18 protein-coding genes are annotated in these 14,899 nt (G+C 69.8%); 14 read left to right on the top strand and 4 right to left on the bottom strand.

The features are described from left to right. The first annotated feature begins 8 nt into the window (after positions 1–8). Genes hisH through priA form a run of 3 tightly spaced genes read left to right on the top strand, consistent with a single transcriptional unit; the run spans position 9 to position 2,913 of the window. A complete protein-coding gene (gene hisH / locus IEZ09_RS15175) occupies positions 9–644 on the top strand; it encodes an imidazole glycerol phosphate synthase subunit HisH (protein WP_211337202.1) in 636 nt (211 codons plus the stop codon). Then, on the top strand, positions 641–2,185 hold the full coding sequence (locus tag IEZ09_RS15170; protein WP_189254310.1) for a LamG-like jellyroll fold domain-containing protein: 1,545 nt from the start codon (positions 641–643) through the stop codon (positions 2,183–2,185). The genes hisH and IEZ09_RS15170 overlap by 4 nt, the downstream gene beginning before the upstream one ends. Then, positions 2,182–2,913, top strand: a complete 732-nt coding sequence (gene priA / locus IEZ09_RS15165; protein ID WP_189254309.1) for a bifunctional 1-(5-phosphoribosyl)-5-((5-phosphoribosylamino)methylideneamino)imidazole-4-carboxamide isomerase/phosphoribosylanthranilate isomerase PriA — start codon at positions 2,182–2,184, stop codon at positions 2,911–2,913. Before IEZ09_RS15170 ends, priA begins: the two co-directional genes overlap by 4 nt. On the opposite strand, the gene IEZ09_RS15160 is transcribed toward priA, so the two are convergent. Further along, entirely contained in the window at positions 2,879–3,580 is a 702-nt protein-coding gene (locus tag IEZ09_RS15160; protein ID WP_229812573.1) for a Clp protease N-terminal domain-containing protein, read from the bottom strand. The two genes, priA and IEZ09_RS15160, sit on opposite strands and share 35 nt — an antisense overlap. 38 nt (positions 3,581–3,618) lie before the next feature. Then, positions 3,619–4,002, bottom strand: coding sequence for a PPOX class F420-dependent oxidoreductase (locus IEZ09_RS15155; RefSeq protein WP_189254308.1), 384 nt, complete (start codon positions 4,000–4,002; stop codon positions 3,619–3,621). Between the two features lie 45 nt (positions 4,003–4,047). On the opposite strand from IEZ09_RS15155, the gene hisF reads away from it, so the two are divergent. From hisF to hisI, 3 genes are read left to right on the top strand one after another with little or no spacing between them, the layout of a single operon-like run. After that, positions 4,048–4,806, top strand: a complete 759-nt coding sequence (gene hisF / locus IEZ09_RS15150; RefSeq protein ID WP_189254307.1) for an imidazole glycerol phosphate synthase subunit HisF — start codon at positions 4,048–4,050, stop codon at positions 4,804–4,806. Beyond that, complete coding sequence (locus tag IEZ09_RS15145; protein ID WP_189254306.1) at positions 4,803–5,162, top strand: hypothetical protein; 360 nt, start codon at positions 4,803–4,805, stop codon at positions 5,160–5,162. The genes hisF and IEZ09_RS15145 overlap by 4 nt, the downstream gene beginning before the upstream one ends. Further along, complete coding sequence (hisI, locus tag IEZ09_RS15140) at positions 5,159–5,509, top strand: phosphoribosyl-AMP cyclohydrolase (protein WP_189254305.1); 351 nt, start codon at positions 5,159–5,161, stop codon at positions 5,507–5,509. The genes IEZ09_RS15145 and hisI overlap by 4 nt, the downstream gene beginning before the upstream one ends. Here the strand turns inward: hisI and IEZ09_RS15135 are convergent. Further along, a complete protein-coding gene (locus IEZ09_RS15135) occupies positions 5,506–6,117 on the bottom strand; it encodes a TetR/AcrR family transcriptional regulator (protein ID WP_189254304.1) in 612 nt (203 codons plus the stop codon). The genes hisI and IEZ09_RS15135 overlap by 4 nt on opposite strands. Before the next feature lie 38 nt (positions 6,118–6,155). Between IEZ09_RS15135 and IEZ09_RS15130 the strand changes: the two genes are divergently transcribed. The 6 genes from IEZ09_RS15130 (at position 6,156) to IEZ09_RS15105 (ending at position 11,986) form a co-directional block, all read left to right on the top strand. Beyond that, positions 6,156–7,694 carry an anthranilate synthase component I gene (locus IEZ09_RS15130; protein ID WP_189254303.1) on the top strand — a complete coding sequence of 513 codons (1,539 nt, stop codon included), beginning with the start codon at positions 6,156–6,158 and terminating at the stop codon, positions 7,692–7,694. Further along, positions 7,684–8,085 (top strand): Trp biosynthesis-associated membrane protein, encoded by a 402-nt coding sequence (locus IEZ09_RS15125; RefSeq protein WP_229812572.1) that lies wholly within the window; start codon positions 7,684–7,686, stop codon positions 8,083–8,085. The genes IEZ09_RS15130 and IEZ09_RS15125 overlap by 11 nt, the downstream gene beginning before the upstream one ends. Positions 8,086–8,217: 132 nt before the next feature. Then, positions 8,218–9,027 carry an indole-3-glycerol phosphate synthase TrpC gene (gene trpC / locus IEZ09_RS15120; RefSeq protein WP_189254302.1) on the top strand — a complete coding sequence of 270 codons (810 nt, stop codon included), beginning with the start codon at positions 8,218–8,220 and terminating at the stop codon, positions 9,025–9,027. 21 nt (positions 9,028–9,048) lie between these two features. Then, complete coding sequence (gene trpB / locus IEZ09_RS15115) at positions 9,049–10,269, top strand: tryptophan synthase subunit beta (protein ID WP_189254301.1); 1,221 nt, start codon at positions 9,049–9,051, stop codon at positions 10,267–10,269. Next, positions 10,269–11,057 (top strand): tryptophan synthase subunit alpha, encoded by a 789-nt coding sequence (gene trpA / locus IEZ09_RS15110; RefSeq protein ID WP_370467712.1) that lies wholly within the window; start codon positions 10,269–10,271, stop codon positions 11,055–11,057. The genes trpB and trpA overlap by 1 nt, the downstream gene beginning before the upstream one ends. Positions 11,058–11,416: 359 nt before the next feature. After that, on the top strand, positions 11,417–11,986 hold the full coding sequence (locus IEZ09_RS15105; protein ID WP_189254300.1) for a Uma2 family endonuclease: 570 nt from the start codon (positions 11,417–11,419) through the stop codon (positions 11,984–11,986). Here the strand turns inward: IEZ09_RS15105 and IEZ09_RS15100 are convergent. After that, positions 11,983–13,131, bottom strand: a complete 1,149-nt coding sequence (locus IEZ09_RS15100) for an FAD-dependent monooxygenase (protein ID WP_189254299.1) — start codon at positions 13,129–13,131, stop codon at positions 11,983–11,985. The genes IEZ09_RS15105 and IEZ09_RS15100 overlap by 4 nt on opposite strands. A 123-nt stretch (positions 13,132–13,254) precedes the next feature. Here IEZ09_RS15100 and lgt point away from each other — a divergent pair, with 123 nt between their 5' ends. Further along, on the top strand, positions 13,255–14,232 hold the full coding sequence (gene lgt / locus IEZ09_RS15095; RefSeq protein WP_189254360.1) for a prolipoprotein diacylglyceryl transferase: 978 nt from the start codon (positions 13,255–13,257) through the stop codon (positions 14,230–14,232). 3 nt (positions 14,233–14,235) lie between these two features. Beyond that, positions 14,236–14,898, top strand: coding sequence for a response regulator transcription factor (locus IEZ09_RS15090; RefSeq protein WP_189254298.1), 663 nt, complete (start codon positions 14,236–14,238; stop codon positions 14,896–14,898). Position 14,899: the final 1 nt, after the last annotated feature.

The following is a 14,899-nucleotide window of genomic DNA, read 5'->3' as shown; positions in this document are numbered from 1 at the left end:
TGGTCGTCGTGGCACGTGTCGTCGTACTTGACTATGGCTCCGGCAACCTGCGCTCGGCCGAGCGCGCGCTCCAGCGGGTCGGCGCTCATGTCGAGGTGACGGCAGACCCGAAGGCCGCGCGCGAGGCCGACGGCCTGGTCGTGCCCGGCGTCGGCGCCTACGCCGCGTGCATGGAGGGCCTCAACTCCGTGCGCGGCGCCCGCATCATCGGCGAGCGCCTCGCCGGTGGCCGCCCGGTGCTCGGCATCTGCGTGGGCATGCAGATCCTGTTCGAGCGCGGTATCGAGCACGGCGTGCTGACCGAGGGCTGCGGCGAGTGGCCGGGCACCGTCGAACGGCTCGAAGCGCCGATCGTGCCGCACATGGGCTGGAACACGGTTCGCGCGCCCGAGGGCTCGCAGCTCTTCGCGGGCCTCGACAAGGACACCCGCTTCTACTTCGTGCACTCCTACGGCGTGCGCAAGTGGGAGCTGGAGGCCGCGGACCACATCAAGCCGCCGCTGGTCACGTGGGCCGATCACGCCGGTGACGAGTTCGTCGCCGCCGTCGAGAACGGCCCGTTGTGGGCGACGCAGTTCCACCCGGAGAAGTCCGGTGACGCCGGGGCGCAGCTGCTGAAGAACTGGTTGACTACCTTGTCGTGATCACACGACTGCTGACGGTGGCCGCGCTCGTCGTTGCCTCCGTCGCTGTGCCTGAGGGTGCGCACGCCGCGCCGCGACCGTTCCACGACAACTTCGACAACGCCGTCGACGCCGATCCGACGTACGGCCTCAACGACAACCTCAGGCAGCGACAGGGCACCGGCGCTGTCACGTACAGCCGCGTGTCCGGCAAGTGGAACACCGGCGAGGTGCCACGCCCGTGGTACGCGCAGGTCAACCATCCGAACCACCCCGGCACGCTGTCGATGCACCTCGGCACGACCGCGGTGCGGCTCGACGCGCCGTCCACCGGGTCGTCCATCTCGGCGCGGCTCACGCCGGTCGCGGGCGACCGCACGTCCGGCGACTGGTCGTCGATCGTGCTCAGCCGCTCGGCGAACAGCTGGGGGTACGTGTCCAATCAGGACGTCGATCTCGGCTTCCTGGTGCGGGCCAACGGCGGCGTGCAGCTCTTCCAGCCGGGCAAGCCGGTCGTGAGCATGCCCGCGTTCGCCTCCGCGCACTCCGACGGCTCGTTCGACGTCACACTGACGCTCTCGGGCGGCACGCTCGACCTCGCCGTCAACGGCAGTCGCAGGGCGATCGCGCTGGGCACGCCGGTGCCGACCGACAGGCTGTGGGTCTACCTCGGCCGCTACTCCGACGTGAGCACGACGGTCAGCCGGGTCGACGACCTGCGCATCGAGCGGCTGAACTCCGACGACCTGCGCAAGCGGCCGGGTTCGAACCTGCGCTACCACGGCTACTTCGGCGCTCGTCTGAACAAGGCAGGCGGTAACCACCTGCCGGAGGTGCGCGGCCGCAGCAATCTCAACTGGGTGCAGATCAGCGACGCCGACGCCTACCGTCCCGAGGTGCTGAACGACTGCGCGCCCGAGGGCTGCGTGATCCACACCGGCAACGAGTTCTTCGACTGCGATGCGGCCGGGTGCCCGCTGTACCCGAACGCCGCCGCCCGCTGGCAGGTTCTCGCCGACAAGGTGCGCCCGTACCTCGACCGCGTCGCCGGATTCGTGCTGCAGGACGAGCCTTTCCACCACGGCGCGAGCTTCGCGGACGTCGAGCACTCGGCTCAGCAGATCAAGAAGACCTTCGGGGACAAGAAGGTCATGCTGATCGAGGCCGGCATCGAGGTCGACGACAGCTTCACCGTGCCCGCCGACGTCGACTGGGTGGGTTTCGACGAGTACTGCGTCGGCTACGACCAGCTCGAAGCGCGCATGACCAAGCTCGAAGAGCGCGCGCCGGGCAAGGAGCTCTTCGTGCTGCCGGAAGCGGCGCCGCAGTCGTGGTGCGCTGGCAGGACCGACGCGGACCTCGAAAGCACCCAGTACCTGTACCGGGCGCTGGTGGAGCAGCACCCGCGGTTCGTGGGAATCATGGTCTTCGGGCCGTGGACGGGCGTCGGGCCAGCCGCGACGGGCCCAGGCACCCCGGTTCCCTCGAAGTTCCCGCGCGCCACCGACGCCCAGGAGCGCGTGGCCGCGTTCGTGCTGGGGGACGCTAGGCTGAGCGGGTGACGTTCACACTCCTCCCCGCTGTTGACGTGGCCGATGGCAAGGCCGTCCGGCTCGTGCAGGGCGAAGCCGGTACCGAGACGAACTACGGCGAGCCGCTGGACGCGGCGTTGCAGTGGCAGCGCGACGGAGCGGAGTGGATCCATCTCGTCGACCTCGACGCCGCGTTCGGCCGCGGCTCGAACCGCGACCTGATCGCCCGCGTCGTCGGCGAGCTCGACGTGAAGGTCGAGCTGTCCGGTGGCATCCGCGACGACGCCTCGCTGGAGGCCGCGCTGGCCACCGGCTGTGCCCGCGTGAACCTGGGCACAGCGGCCCTGGAAGACCCGGAGTGGTGCGCGAAAGCCATCGCGGCGTACGGCGAGAAGATCGCGGTGGGCCTCGACGTCCGCATCACCGAGCAGGGCCACCGGGTCAAGGGCCGCGGCTGGACGTCCGACGGCGGCGACCTCTGGGAGGTCCTCGACCGGCTCGACCGCGACGGCTGCGCGCGTTACGTCGTCACGGACGTGTCGAAGGACGGCACGCTGACGGGCCCGAACCTGGAGCTGCTGAGCGAGGTCTGCGCCCGCACCGACGCCCCGGTCATCGCGTCCGGCGGTGTGTCCACTGTGGACGACCTGGTCGCGCTGTCGAAGCTCTCCCGCGACGGCGTGGAGGGCTCGATCATCGGCAAGGCCTTGTACGCCGGCGCTTTCACGCTCCAGGAAGCACTCGCTGCGGTCCGTTGACGACACTCTCGATGTGAGCGGCCGCGGCCGCGTGCGTGACTCCGGTGGAGTGCAGCACTGCGGCCGCGGTCCCGTCCTCTTCGAGCAGCACGCCGAGCAGGATGTGCTCGGTGCCGATGAACATGTGGCCCATCCGCAGCGCCTCGCGGACGGCCAGTTCGAGCGACTTCTTGCAGTGCGTCGAGTACGGCTGCTTCTCCGGGCGCTGTCTCGCCTCGGCGTCGAGCCGGTGCAGCACGGCGATGCGCGTGCTCCCCTCACCGGACTCCAGCTTCGCGATGGTCTTGGCCGCGAGCCCGCCCGACTCGTCGAGCAGTCCCAGCAACAGGTGTTCGGTGCCGATCCGCTCGCTGAACCGCGCGTGGTGCCGCGCCAGCGCGATGACCCGGCGCGACCGCTGGGTGTAGCGCTCCATCGACGGCTTGGACAGCTCCGGCGACTCCCTGGGCACGAACCGCTTCTGCGCGGCCTGCTTCGTGACGCCGAGGCTCTCGCCGATCTCCGCCCAGCTGGCACCGCCGCGCCGGGCCTCGTCGACGAAGTGGCCGATGAGGTGGTCGCCGAGCTCGGTGAGCTGGCCGCTCATCTCCACGGCCTTCGCGAGGCGCGCGAGGGCGTCGTCGGCTTCTTGAGCGACCCTGACGATGAGGTCGGTCAACTGGATCACGCGTCAACTCTAGGTTGACGCGGTTCCACGGGTCAACCTCAGGTTGACGCCGGGGTGATCTCGATGCCGACGGTGCCCGTCCGGCCGCGGCGCAGCTTGCTGCCCGTCATCGTCAGCCAGCCGATGAAGCCGTACTTCTTCACGATGCGCGCACGGACGTCGTCGCTGGCGTTGTCGTCGAGCAGCCTCGCGCGCGCCTTGACGGGCTCGCCCTCGGGGTTGCCGCGGAAGTCGCACGCGCCGATCTCCACGTCCCCGCTGCGCCGGATCCGCTTGACCTTGCCGGTGTCCTTGGCGCTCCAGGCGTAGATGACGTCGTCGCTCGGGCCGGGCGCGACCCAGACCGGCGTGGGCACCGGGGTGCCGTCCTTGCGGAACGTCGTCAGCAGCAGGTACTGGCCGCGGCCCAGCTCGGTGATCATGGTGTCCCAGCGTAGTCCTCGGGCGTCCCTTGTAGGCTTTCGCGCATGTCAGTGGCTGTTCGCGTCATCCCGTGCCTCGACGTCGACAGGGGCCGGGTGGTGAAGGGCGTCAACTTCACCAACCTCGTCGACGCGGGCGATCCCGTCGAGCTCGCCAGGGCGTACGACGCCGAGGGAGCCGACGAGCTGACGTTCCTCGACGTGACGGCGTCGAGCGGTGATCGCGAGACGACGTACGACGTGGTCCGGCGCACGGCCGAGCAGGTGTTCATCCCGCTCACGGTCGGCGGTGGCGTCCGCAGCCCCGAGGACGTGAACAAGCTGCTGCGCGCGGGGGCGGACAAGGTCAGCCTCAACACCGCGGCGATCGCCCGTCCCGAGCTGCTGCGCGAGTGCTCAGAGCGGTACGGGGCGCAGTGCATCGTCCTGTCGGTCGACGCGCGGCGCGTGCCCGGCGGCACCGGGTTCGAGGTCACCACGCACGGCGGGCGCAACGGCACGGGCATCGACGCCGTGGCCTGGGCCGCGAAGGGGCAGGAGCTGGGTGTCGGCGAGATCCTGCTGAACTCGATGGACGCCGACGGCACCAAGGCCGGGTTCGACCTCGAGCTCATCGAGCTGGTGCGGCGCGAGGTCGACGTGCCGCTGATCGCGAGCGGTGGCGCCGGCGCGATCGACCACTTCCCGCCCGCCGTCGCGGCCGGTGCGGACGCGGTGCTCGCGGCCAGCGTGTTCCACTTCGGACAGCTCCGCATCGGCGAGGTCAAGGACGGCCTGCGCGCGGCCGGCGTCGTGGTGCGATGACACCGGTCGAGGTGCGGGTGGCCTCGACGGTCGCGTTCGGCGGGGCGTTGGTGTTCTTCGTGGTGGGGCTCGTGCTGTGGCGCTCGACGGGCGACGCGGACGTGCTGAAGCTGCCGTCGTTCGTCGCGCTGGTCGAACTGCCCGTGGCGGCGGCGTTGTTGCTGCGCCTGCGGTTGGTGCACTACCCGGCGATGGTCCTGTTCATCCTCATCGCGCTGCTGCACCTGGTGATCGTGCTGGCCGACGGACCGGCGTGGGCCCGTGTCGCGTCCGGCGTGCTGTCCGCTGTGCACATCTACGGAGTGGTCCTGCTCAACACCGGACCCGCTCGCGAACACCTGGGAGGCCCCCGTTGAGCAGCCCGCTCGATCCGGCTCTGTCGGCCAAGCTCAAGCGCACCCCGGACGGCCTGGTGTGCGCGGTCGCCCAGCAGCGCGGCACCGGCGAGGTGCTCATGGTGGCGTGGATGGACGACGAGGCGTTGCACCGCACGTTGACCACGCGCCGTGCGACTTACTACTCGCGCAGCCGTCAGCAGCTGTGGGTGAAGGGCGAGACGTCCGGCCACACCCAGTACGTCCACGAGGTGCGGCTCGACTGCGACGGGGACACGCTGCTGCTGGTCGTCGACCAGGTGGGCGCCGCGTGCCACACCGGTGACCGCACGTGCTTCGACGCCACGGTGCTGCTGGCGGACGCCTAGTCCAGATCGCCGGTCAGGTAGCGCTGCATGTTCGGTGCGATCGCCTTGACCACCGTGTCGACGTCGACCGACGCGAGCGGTTCGAAGTGGACGACGTACCGGACGATGCCGAGTCCCACCATCTGGGTCGCGCACAGGGTCGCCCGCAGCTCCCGTTGTTCCGCCCCGATCTCCGTCAGCAGGTTCTTGAAGATGGCGTTGACGAAGAACGACTTCAGCGCGTTCGCCACCTCCTGCTGGCTCGTGACGCTGCGGATCAGCGCGGCGAACGTGCCACCGCCGGTCGCGTCCCAGATGGTCACGAAGTTGCGGATGATGCGCTCGCCTGCCTCTTCCACCGGGCCGTCGACCAGGCGTTTGAGGATCTCGGCCGGGTCGAACGGGAGCTGCAGCACGGCCTGGCCGAACAGGCCCTCCTTGCCGCCGAACCAGTGGTTGACCATGGCGGCGTCGACACCGGCCTTGGCGGCGATCGCGCGGACCGTCGCGCCGTCGTAGCCCTTCTCGACGAACACCTCGCGCGCCGCCGCGATCAGCGCCGCCCTGGTGTCCTCGCCCGCGGCGCGGCGGCCGCGCCGTTTCTGGTTGACTTGCTCCACACGGGTCATAGTTCAACAGATGTTGAATTTATGCAACAATGACTGTCATGGTGAGCGTCATCGGGGCTGTGGCCGCCGCTGGTCTGGGGGCCGTGAGCCCAACGCGTGAGGAGTTCCGCGAGCTCGCGGTCAACCGCCGGGTCATCCCGGTGGTGCGCAGGCTGCTGGCGGACGCGGAGACCCCGGTCGGTCTGTACCGCAAGCTCGCGGCCGACCGGCCTGGCACGTTCCTCTTCGAGTCGGCCGAGAACGGCCGCTCGTGGTCGCGATGGTCGTTCATCGGCGTGCGGTCCTCGGCGGCGCTCACGGCAACCGGTGGCGAGGCGTACTGGACGGGTACGCGGCCCGTCGGCCTGCCGGACGGCGGCGACCCGTTGCAGGCCCTGCGCGAGACCGTCGAGGTGTTGCGCACCGACCCGTTGCCGGGGCTGCCCCCGCTGACCGGCGGCATGGTCGGCTACATCGGCTACGACGCGGTGCGGCGGCTGGAGCGGCTGCCGGTCATCGCCGAGGACGACCTGAAGATCCCCGAGCTGGTCATGCTGCTCGCGACCGACATGGCCGCGCTCGACCACCACGAGGGCACCGTCACGCTCATCGCGAACGCGATCAACTGGGACGACTCGCCCGAGCGCGTCGACGAGGCGTACGACGACGCGGTGCGCCGCCTCGACGAGATGACGACGCAGCTGCACACGCCGGCGCCGCCGACCGCCGCCGTGTTCTCGCGGCCCAAGCCCGAGTTCCGGCGCCGCCGCACGCAGGCGGAGCACTTCGCGGCCGTCGAGAAGGCCAAGGAGGCCATCCGGGCGGGCGAGGCGTTCCAGGTCGTGGTGTCGCAGCGGTTCGAGATCGAGACCGACGCCGACGCGCTCGACATCTACCGGGTGCTGCGCGCGACGAACCCGAGCCCGTACATGTACCTGCTGCGCCTCGACGGCTTCGACATCGTGGGGTCGAGCCCCGAGTCGCTGGTCACGGTGCGCGACGGCAAGGCGACCACCCACCCCATCGCGGGCACGCGCTGGCGCAGCGAGGACCCGGAGGAGGACGCCCTGCTGGAGAAGGACCTCCTCGCCGACCACAAGGAACGCGCCGAGCACCTGATGCTCGTCGACCTCGGCCGCAACGACCTGGGCCGCGTCTGCAAGCCGGGTTCGGTGCACGTCGTCGACTTCTTCAAGGTCGAGCGGTACAGCCACGTCATGCACATCGTGTCGACCGTGACCGGTGAGCTGGCCGAGGGCAAGACGGCCTACGACGCCGTGGCGGCCTGCTTCCCGGCCGGCACGCTGTCCGGTGCGCCCAAGCCGCGCGCGATGGAGCTGATCGAGGAGCTGGAGCCGACCCGTCGCGGCCTCTACGGCGGCGTCGTGGGCTACTTCGACTTCGCCGGGGACGCGGACACCGCCATCGCCATCCGCACCGCTCTCGTGCGCGGTGGGGTGGCGTACGTGCAGGCCGGTGGTGGCATCGTGGCCGACTCCGACCCGCTGGCCGAGGACAACGAGTGCCTGAACAAGGCGGGCGCGGTGCTGGCCGCGATCGCCACCGCGCAGACGATGGCCCCCGCTGTTGACCGGTAGCCGTCCACTGTGGATCGCCGCGCTCCTGTTGGTGGGCGCGGCGGGTGCCTTCTGGGGTGCGGGTTCCGTGCCGCTGGCGTTGCTGAGCCTCGCGTCCGTCGCCGCGGTGGTGGCGCTCAGCGGCGTGGCGCGCCGGATTCTCGGTGTGCTGCTGGTGGCCGTGGGCGTTGCGGCGGCGTTCACCGGCCATTGGCTCGCGATCGCCGGTGGCGTGCTCGTGGCGGGCTCCGGCGTGCTTCAGGTAGCACTCGGGGCCCGGATGCCGAAGATCGGTGTGGGCGGGCAGAAGACCCGCACGCGGGATCAGGAGACGGACATGTGGCGCGCGCTGGAGCGTGGGGATGATCCGACCGACGATAAGGCGCCCGGCGGGGCGTCCTCGAACGAGTGAAGATCATCCATCCGCGTTCCCGCATGTGACACGTGCACAACCACGGCTAGCTGCATCGACAGTGAACCCCCGGTGGCTGGGGCCTTACTCCGCCGGGGTTAGCATCCCCATAGCGGGAAGGGGAGCAAGACTGTGACGGTTCTCGAGTCGATCCTCGAAGGTGTGCGTGAGGATCTCGCCGCTCGCGAGGCTCAGTTGTCCTTCGACGTCGTCAAGGAGCGCGCGGCCAAGGCAGCCCCGCCGCTCGACGTGATGTCAGTGCTGCGCGGGCCGAACGTGGGTGTCATCGCCGAGGTCAAGCGCCGCAGCCCCTCCAAGGGCGCGCTGGCGGAGATCCCGGAGCCGGCCGAGCTCGCGTCCGCCTACGAGGCGGGTGGCGCGTCGGTCATCAGCGTGCTGACCGAGCAGCGCCGGTTCGGCGGGTCGCTCGCCGACTTCGACGCCGTGCGCAGAGCGGTGAAGATCCCCTTGCTGCGCAAGGACTTCGTCGTCTCGCCGTACCAGGTGCACGAGGCGCGCATGCACGGCGCGGACCTGGTGCTGCTGATCGTGGCGGCGCTGGAGCAGAACGCGCTGGTGTCGCTGCTCGACCGGGTCGAGTCCCTCGGGATGACGGCGCTCGTCGAGGTGCACACCGCCGAGGAGGCCGACCGCGCGCTGGAAGCCGGTGCGTCGGTCATCGGAGTGAACGCGCGCAACCTCCACACGCTGGAGGTCGACAAAGACGTTTTCGGCAGGATCGCTCCCGGACTACCCTTCGAGACGATCAAGATCGCCGAGTCGGGCGTGACCGGGCCCGGCGACCTGATGTCCTACGCAGGGGCGGGCGCCGACGCGGTGCTCGTCGGTGAAAGCCTCGTGACCAGCGGCGACCCCAAGGCCGCCGTGAACAAGCTCGTGACCGCCGGCTCGCACCCCGCCTGCCCCCGGCCGAGTCGATAACAGCGCTAGAGGAGCTATCCGATGGGCCAGTTCTCGCCCACGCCGCACGATCCCGACGCACGTGGCCACTTCGGCCCGTGGGGCGGCCGGTTCGTCCCGGAGGCCCTGATCGCGGCGGTGGACGAGCTGGCCACCGAGTACGACAAGGCGCGCGTCGACCCCGACTTCGTGAACGAGTTCCAGCGCCTGCTGAAGGACTTCGCGGGCCGCCCGTCGCTGTTGACGGAGGCGCCGAAGTTCGCCGAGCACGCCGGGACGCGCGTCTTCCTCAAGCGCGAGGACCTGAACCACACCGGCTCCCACAAGATCAACAACGTGCTCGGCCAGGCGCTGCTCACCAAGCGCATGGGCAAGAAGCGCGTGATCGCCGAGACTGGCGCCGGCCAGCACGGTGTCGCGACCGCGACGGCCTGCGCGCTGCTGGGCCTCGACTGCGTCGTCTACATGGGCGAGGTCGACACCGAGCGGCAGGCGCTGAACGTCGCGCGCATGCGCCTGCTGGGCGCCGAGGTCATCCCGGTGAAGTCCGGCTCCCGGACGCTGAAGGACGCGATCAACGAGGCGTTGCGCGACTGGGTCACCAACGTCGACGAGACGCACTACCTGCTCGGCACGGCGGCGGGCCCGCACCCGTTCCCGCTGCTGGTCCGCGACTTCCACCGGATCATCGGCATCGAGGCGCGCGAGCAGATCCTGGAGAAGGCGGGCCGTCTCCCCGACGCCGTCGTGGCGTGCGTCGGCGGCGGGTCGAACGCGATCGGCATCTTCCACGGCTTCATCGACGACGCGGACGTGCGTCTGATCGGCGTCGAGCCCGGCGGTTCCGGCCTGGACAGCGGCAGCCACGGCGCGACGCTGACGGCTGGCACGCCCGGCTCGCTGCACGGCGCGATGTCGTACGTGATGCAGGACGAGGACGGCCAGATCACCGAGGCGCACTCGATCTCCGCGGGCCTCGACTACCCCGGCGTCGGCCCCGAGCACTCGCACCTGAAGGACATCGGCCGTGCCGAGTACTTCCCGGTGACCGACGCGGAGGCCATGGAGGCGTTCGCGCTGCTGTCCCGGACCGAGGGCATCATCCCGGCGATCGAGTCCTCCCACGCCCTCGCGGGCGCGCTGAAGCTCGGCCCGTCGCTCGGCCAGGACGGCCTGCTGGTCGTGAACCTCTCCGGCCGCGGCGACAAGGACATGGACACGGCCGTGAAGTACTTCGGCCTCGCTGATGGGGGACAGGCCTGATGTCACTGGCAGACGTTTTCGCCACGGCGCGCGCCGAGTCGCGGGCCGCCCTGGTCGGCTACCTGCCCGCGGGATTCCCGACGGTCTCGGGCTCCAAGGGCTACCTCCGTTCGATGATCGATTCCGGTTGCGACCTGCTCGAGATCGGCCTGCCGTTCTCCGACCCGGTGATCGACGGCCCGACGATCCAGGCGGCGGCCGAACAGGCCCTGAGCGCCGGGTTCCGCGTGCGCGACCTGTTCGACGTGGTGTCCTCCGTCGCCGACGCCGGTGGGCGCGCGGTTGTCATGACGTACTGGAACCCCGTGCTGCGCTACGGCGTGGACGCGTTCGCGCGCGACCTCGCCGCGGCGGGTGGCCTCGGGATGATCACGCCCGACCTCATCCCGGACGAGGCCGACGACTGGATGGCGGCCTCCGAGGCGCACGGGCTGGACCGGATCTTCCTGGTGGCGCCGTCGTCGACCTCGGAGCGCATCGCCATGACGGCGCGTGCCTCTTCCGGGTTCCTGTACGCCACCGCGGTCATGGGTGTCACCGGTGCTCGGGACGTCGTGTCGTCCGAGGCTCCTGAGCTCGTTGCCCGGGTTCGGGAGCACACCTCCATTCCGGTCGGGGTCGGGCTCGGCGTGCGGTCCGGGGCGCAGGCCGCGGAGATCGCCGGGTTCGCGGACGGGGTGATCGTCGGGTCGGCGTTCGTGTCCGCTGTGGCCGAAGGTGATTCGGCGGTGCGGGCGTTGGCCGCTGATCTGGCCAAGGGCGTGCGGTCGGCTGCCGCGGCTGTGTGATCCCTCCTCGGTTTGTGGAACCGCTCGGCTCTCCGGGGCTGGGCGGTTCTGCTTTGTCCGCGCGGCGAAGCCGACTCTGCAGCGACGGCTTCACCTCTGGTTGTCGGGTGGCGCGGTAGAGCTTCGAACGGTGTCGAACTGTGCCCGTAGGGGAGAAGTGCCTCCTTTCGGAGTCCTTGGAGTACCTCCAACAGCATGACATGGATTCGAACACCTGATCGAGTGAAGTTGTGTCGGTTGGGGGCAAAAACCGGGTTTCATGTCGGTCTGACCTGCGATCGTGGTGCTGTGCACAAGCCAGCTGTCCACCCGGCGTGCCACACTGGTACTGGCCGGGCGGACTTCGGAGGTGATGTTCAGTGGCGGCTCCAGCCGAAGCCAAACCTGACTACCTGCTGCCCAACCACGAGGGCCCCTGGACGCTCGAAGACGTCCTCGCGCTGCCGGAGGACAACAGTCAACGCATCGAACTCGTTGACGGGATGCTCTACGTGAGCCCGCTGGGGACCTCCGAGCACCAGCACCTGGTGTTCGAGGCGGCGTCCTGTTTGCGTGGAGCATGTCCGAAAGAGCTCCAGACCACCATCGAGCTGAACGTCCAGTTCGACGGCGATCGGCTGTTCATCCCCGACTTCACAGTGCTGAAGCGCAGGGGTCTGAAGGGCCTGGCCGTGCCGGCGGCGGACGTGCTCCTCATCGGCGAGGTGATCTCTCGGACCACGAAGGTGAACGATTTGGTGCTCAAGCGCCAGATGTACGCGGAAGCCGGCGTGCCCTACTACCTGATCATCGATCCGGCCAACGGCGCCCCCAAAGCGAAGTTGCTCGAACTCGGAGAAGAAGGGAAGTACGTCGAGATCGCTCGTAGCGAGAACGGCGTGCTGGAGATCGAGCGACCGTTCCCGGTCACGATCGAACTGCCCTCTTAGCCGTAGAGCCACTCCAGCCGGTCGTGCAGGTCAGCCGTGGTCCACGAGGCGAACATCGCGTCACGGGCCGCAGCGGCGTCACCGGCCGGGTGGTAGACCTCCCGTCCCATCAACCGCGAGACGTGATGGACGCGCGCGGTCCGCGCATGACGCATTGAGACATAACGCGCAAAAGAGCCATCCACGTCCCGCGAATCGAACACCGACGAGAGGCACACGGCGTCCTCCAACGCCTGGCACGCCCCCTGCGCGGCGTACTGCAGCACGGGGTGAGCGGCGTCCCCGAGCAACACGACCCGCGCGTCCTGCCACGTCGTGACCGGCTCCCGATCGCACAACACCCACGCCCGCCACTCGCTGGCGAGGTCCACGACCCGCGCGGCGTCGTCGCACAACGGCGAGAAGTGCCGCAGCACCTCTTCGTGCTCGACGGGCTTGCCCGTCATGGGGTCAGTGGCGCCGTTGTCGGTCGTGGCCACGAGGTTGACGTAGCGCCCGCCGGCGATCACGTACCAGACGACGTGGTAGCGCGGCCCGGCCCAAAGCGTGACCACGTTCTCCTTCAGGTCCTGCGGCACGTCCTGGGCGGGGATCACGGCGCGGAACGTCGTGTGGCCGGAGACCTGCGGGTCACCGTCCCCGACGAGCTGGCGGCGCACGGCCGATCGCAGGCCGTCCGCGCCGATCAGGGCCGAGCCCCGCACGCGGTCGCCCGACCTCAGCACCGCGGTGACGCCCAGGTCGTCCTGCGTGTAGGACTCCACGCCGCTGTTGACGCGGAGGTCGACCCGTTCGTCGTTCTGGCAGGCGTCGAGCAACGGTGTCAGCACGTCGTTGCGGTGCACCACCGCGTACGTGCCGAACCGCTCGCGAAACCCGGTGTCGATCGGCAGCTGGGCGATCACCTCGCCGGAGATTCCGCAGCGCAGACGCAGGGCGTCCACGTGCACGGCCCGTGACCGCACGACCGGTCCCACGCCCAGTGCGTCGAGCATGCGGAAGCCGTTGGGACCTACCTGGATACCTGCGCCGATCTCCTCGAACACCGCGGCGGCCTCCAGCACCGTCACGCGGTGCCCGGCCCGCGCGAGGCCGAGCGCTGTCGCCAGGCCACCGATACCGCCGCCGACCACCAGGACCGTCATGCGTCCGAGTATCTCGGCTCGGCGATCACGAACCCCCTAGGTTGACCGTCAAGGTCGCGAACCTCTAACGAAGGTGCGTCCGGGCGAGACGGGATCGGGGCCACCGGTACGGTGGTCGCTGTGTTGAACGCCGTCCTGGCCACGATCCCGAGCCCCGACCAAGGTGTGTGGTACCTCGGTCCGCTCCCCATCAGGGCCTACGCGCTGTGCATCATCGCCGGCATCATCGTCGCCATCTGGTGGGGTGAGCGTCGCTGGGTCGCCCGTGGAGGCATCAAGGGCGAGGTGACCGACATCGCCGTGTGGGCGGTGCCGTTCGGCCTCGTCGGCGGGCGGCTCTACCACGTCATCACCGACAACCAGAAGTACTTCGGGCCCGGGAAGAACCCGCTAGCGGCGCTGGAGATCTGGAACGGCGGCCTCGGCATCTGGGGTGCCATCGCGCTCGGTGCCGTCGGTGCGTGGATCGGGTGCCGGCGCAAGGGCATCCCGCTGCCGGCCATGGCCGACGCGCTGGCGCCCGGCATCGTCACGGCGCAGGCCATCGGACGGCTCGGCAACTACTTCAACCAGGAGCTCTACGGCGGCGACACGACGTTGCCGTGGGGTCTGGAGATCTACCGCCGCGTCACGCCGGAGGGCAGGGAGGACGCGCTGGCGGGTGTGGCGATCGACCACACGCCGATCCAGGTCGTGCACCCCACGTTCCTCTACGAGCTGCTGTGGAACCTCGGTGTCGCGCTGCTGATCGTGTGGGCCGACCGCAAGTTCCGGCTGGGTCACGGGCGGACGTTCGCGCTGTACGTGGCCGGGTACACGGCCGGGCGGTTCTGGATCGAGCTCATGCGCACCGACGAGGCGACGCTGATCTTCGGCCAGCGCGTCAACGTGTTCGTGTCCGGGCTCGTCTTCATCGGTGCGGTGATCTATTTCGTCCTCGCCAGGTCGCGCGGCGAGCGTGAGGACATCGCCGCTCTGCGCGCCACCGCGGAACCGGAGTCCCAGGCCGTCGTGGAGAAGAACGAAGAGACCGACGACGCCGAGGAAGAGAAGACCTCCTCGGAGTCCGTCAACTCCCCGGAGTCCGTCAAACCGGAGTGATCTGTGCGCGTGCTCGTCGTCGAAGATGACGACCGGGTGGCCAGAGGCCTGCTGACCGCGCTGCGGCACGCCGGCTACGAGGTGCATCGGGTGGCCACGGCCGCCGACGCCCTCAAAGCCGCACCGGCCGACGTCGTGCTGCTCGACCTCGGGCTGCCCGACCGCGACGGCCTGGACGTGCTGCGCGAGCTGCGGCACCGTCCGGGCACCGCGGTGATCACCGTGACGGCCCGCGGCGAGGAGCGCGAACGCGTGCTCGGGCTGCGCGCGGGTGCCGACGACTACGTGGTGAAGCCGTTCGGCACGTCCGAGCTGCTGGCCCGCATCGAGGCCGTCCTCAGGCGGACGCGCGCTCACCGTGCCGAGCCGGAGAGCGACGGTCCGATCCAGGTCGGCGCACTGGAGATCTCCGCGTCCACGCGCGCTGTCACACTGGCCGGCGCGCCGTTGTCGTTGACGCGCAAGGAGTTCGACCTCCTCGCACTGCTCGCCGCCAGGGCGGGCGAGGTCGTGAGCCGCGACTTCATCGTGGATCAGGTGTGGCAGGCGCACTGGGAGGCGCCGTCACGGACGCTCGACACCCACATCGCGGCGTTGCGCGGAAAGCTCGGCGAGCACGTCAAGATCGAGACGGTGCGCGGGGTCGGGTACCGGCTCGCGGGATGAC

It is taken from the genome of Lentzea flava, assembly GCF_014648475.1.
GTDB classification, from domain to species: Bacteria; Actinomycetota; Actinomycetes; order Mycobacteriales; family Pseudonocardiaceae; genus Lentzea; species Lentzea flava.
The sequence above is the reverse complement of the archived record's forward strand: the minus strand, read 5'-3'. Positions and strand labels throughout refer to the sequence as shown.

What these genes read in the sequence shown, in the direction of transcription:
- IEZ09_RS15155 (WP_189254308.1), bottom strand. Translation starts at nt 4,002, where the DNA reads ATGATCACCGAGCTGGGCCGCGGCCAGTACCTGCTGCTGACGACGTTC.
- hisF (WP_189254307.1), top strand. Translation starts at nt 4,048, where the DNA reads ATGTCAGTGGCTGTTCGCGTCATCCCGTGCCTCGACGTCGACAGGGGC.
- IEZ09_RS15145 (WP_189254306.1), top strand. Translation starts at nt 4,803, where the DNA reads ATGACACCGGTCGAGGTGCGGGTGGCCTCGACGGTCGCGTTCGGCGGG.
- IEZ09_RS15135 (WP_189254304.1), bottom strand. Translation starts at nt 6,117, where the DNA reads ATGACCCGTGTGGAGCAAGTCAACCAGAAACGGCGCGGCCGCCGCGCC.
- IEZ09_RS15130 (WP_189254303.1), top strand. Translation starts at nt 6,156, where the DNA reads ATGGTGAGCGTCATCGGGGCTGTGGCCGCCGCTGGTCTGGGGGCCGTG.
- trpB (WP_189254301.1), top strand. Translation starts at nt 9,049, where the DNA reads ATGGGCCAGTTCTCGCCCACGCCGCACGATCCCGACGCACGTGGCCAC.
- trpA (WP_370467712.1), top strand. Translation starts at nt 10,269, where the DNA reads ATGTCACTGGCAGACGTTTTCGCCACGGCGCGCGCCGAGTCGCGGGCC.
- IEZ09_RS15100 (WP_189254299.1), bottom strand. Translation starts at nt 13,131, where the DNA reads ATGACGGTCCTGGTGGTCGGCGGCGGTATCGGTGGCCTGGCGACAGCG.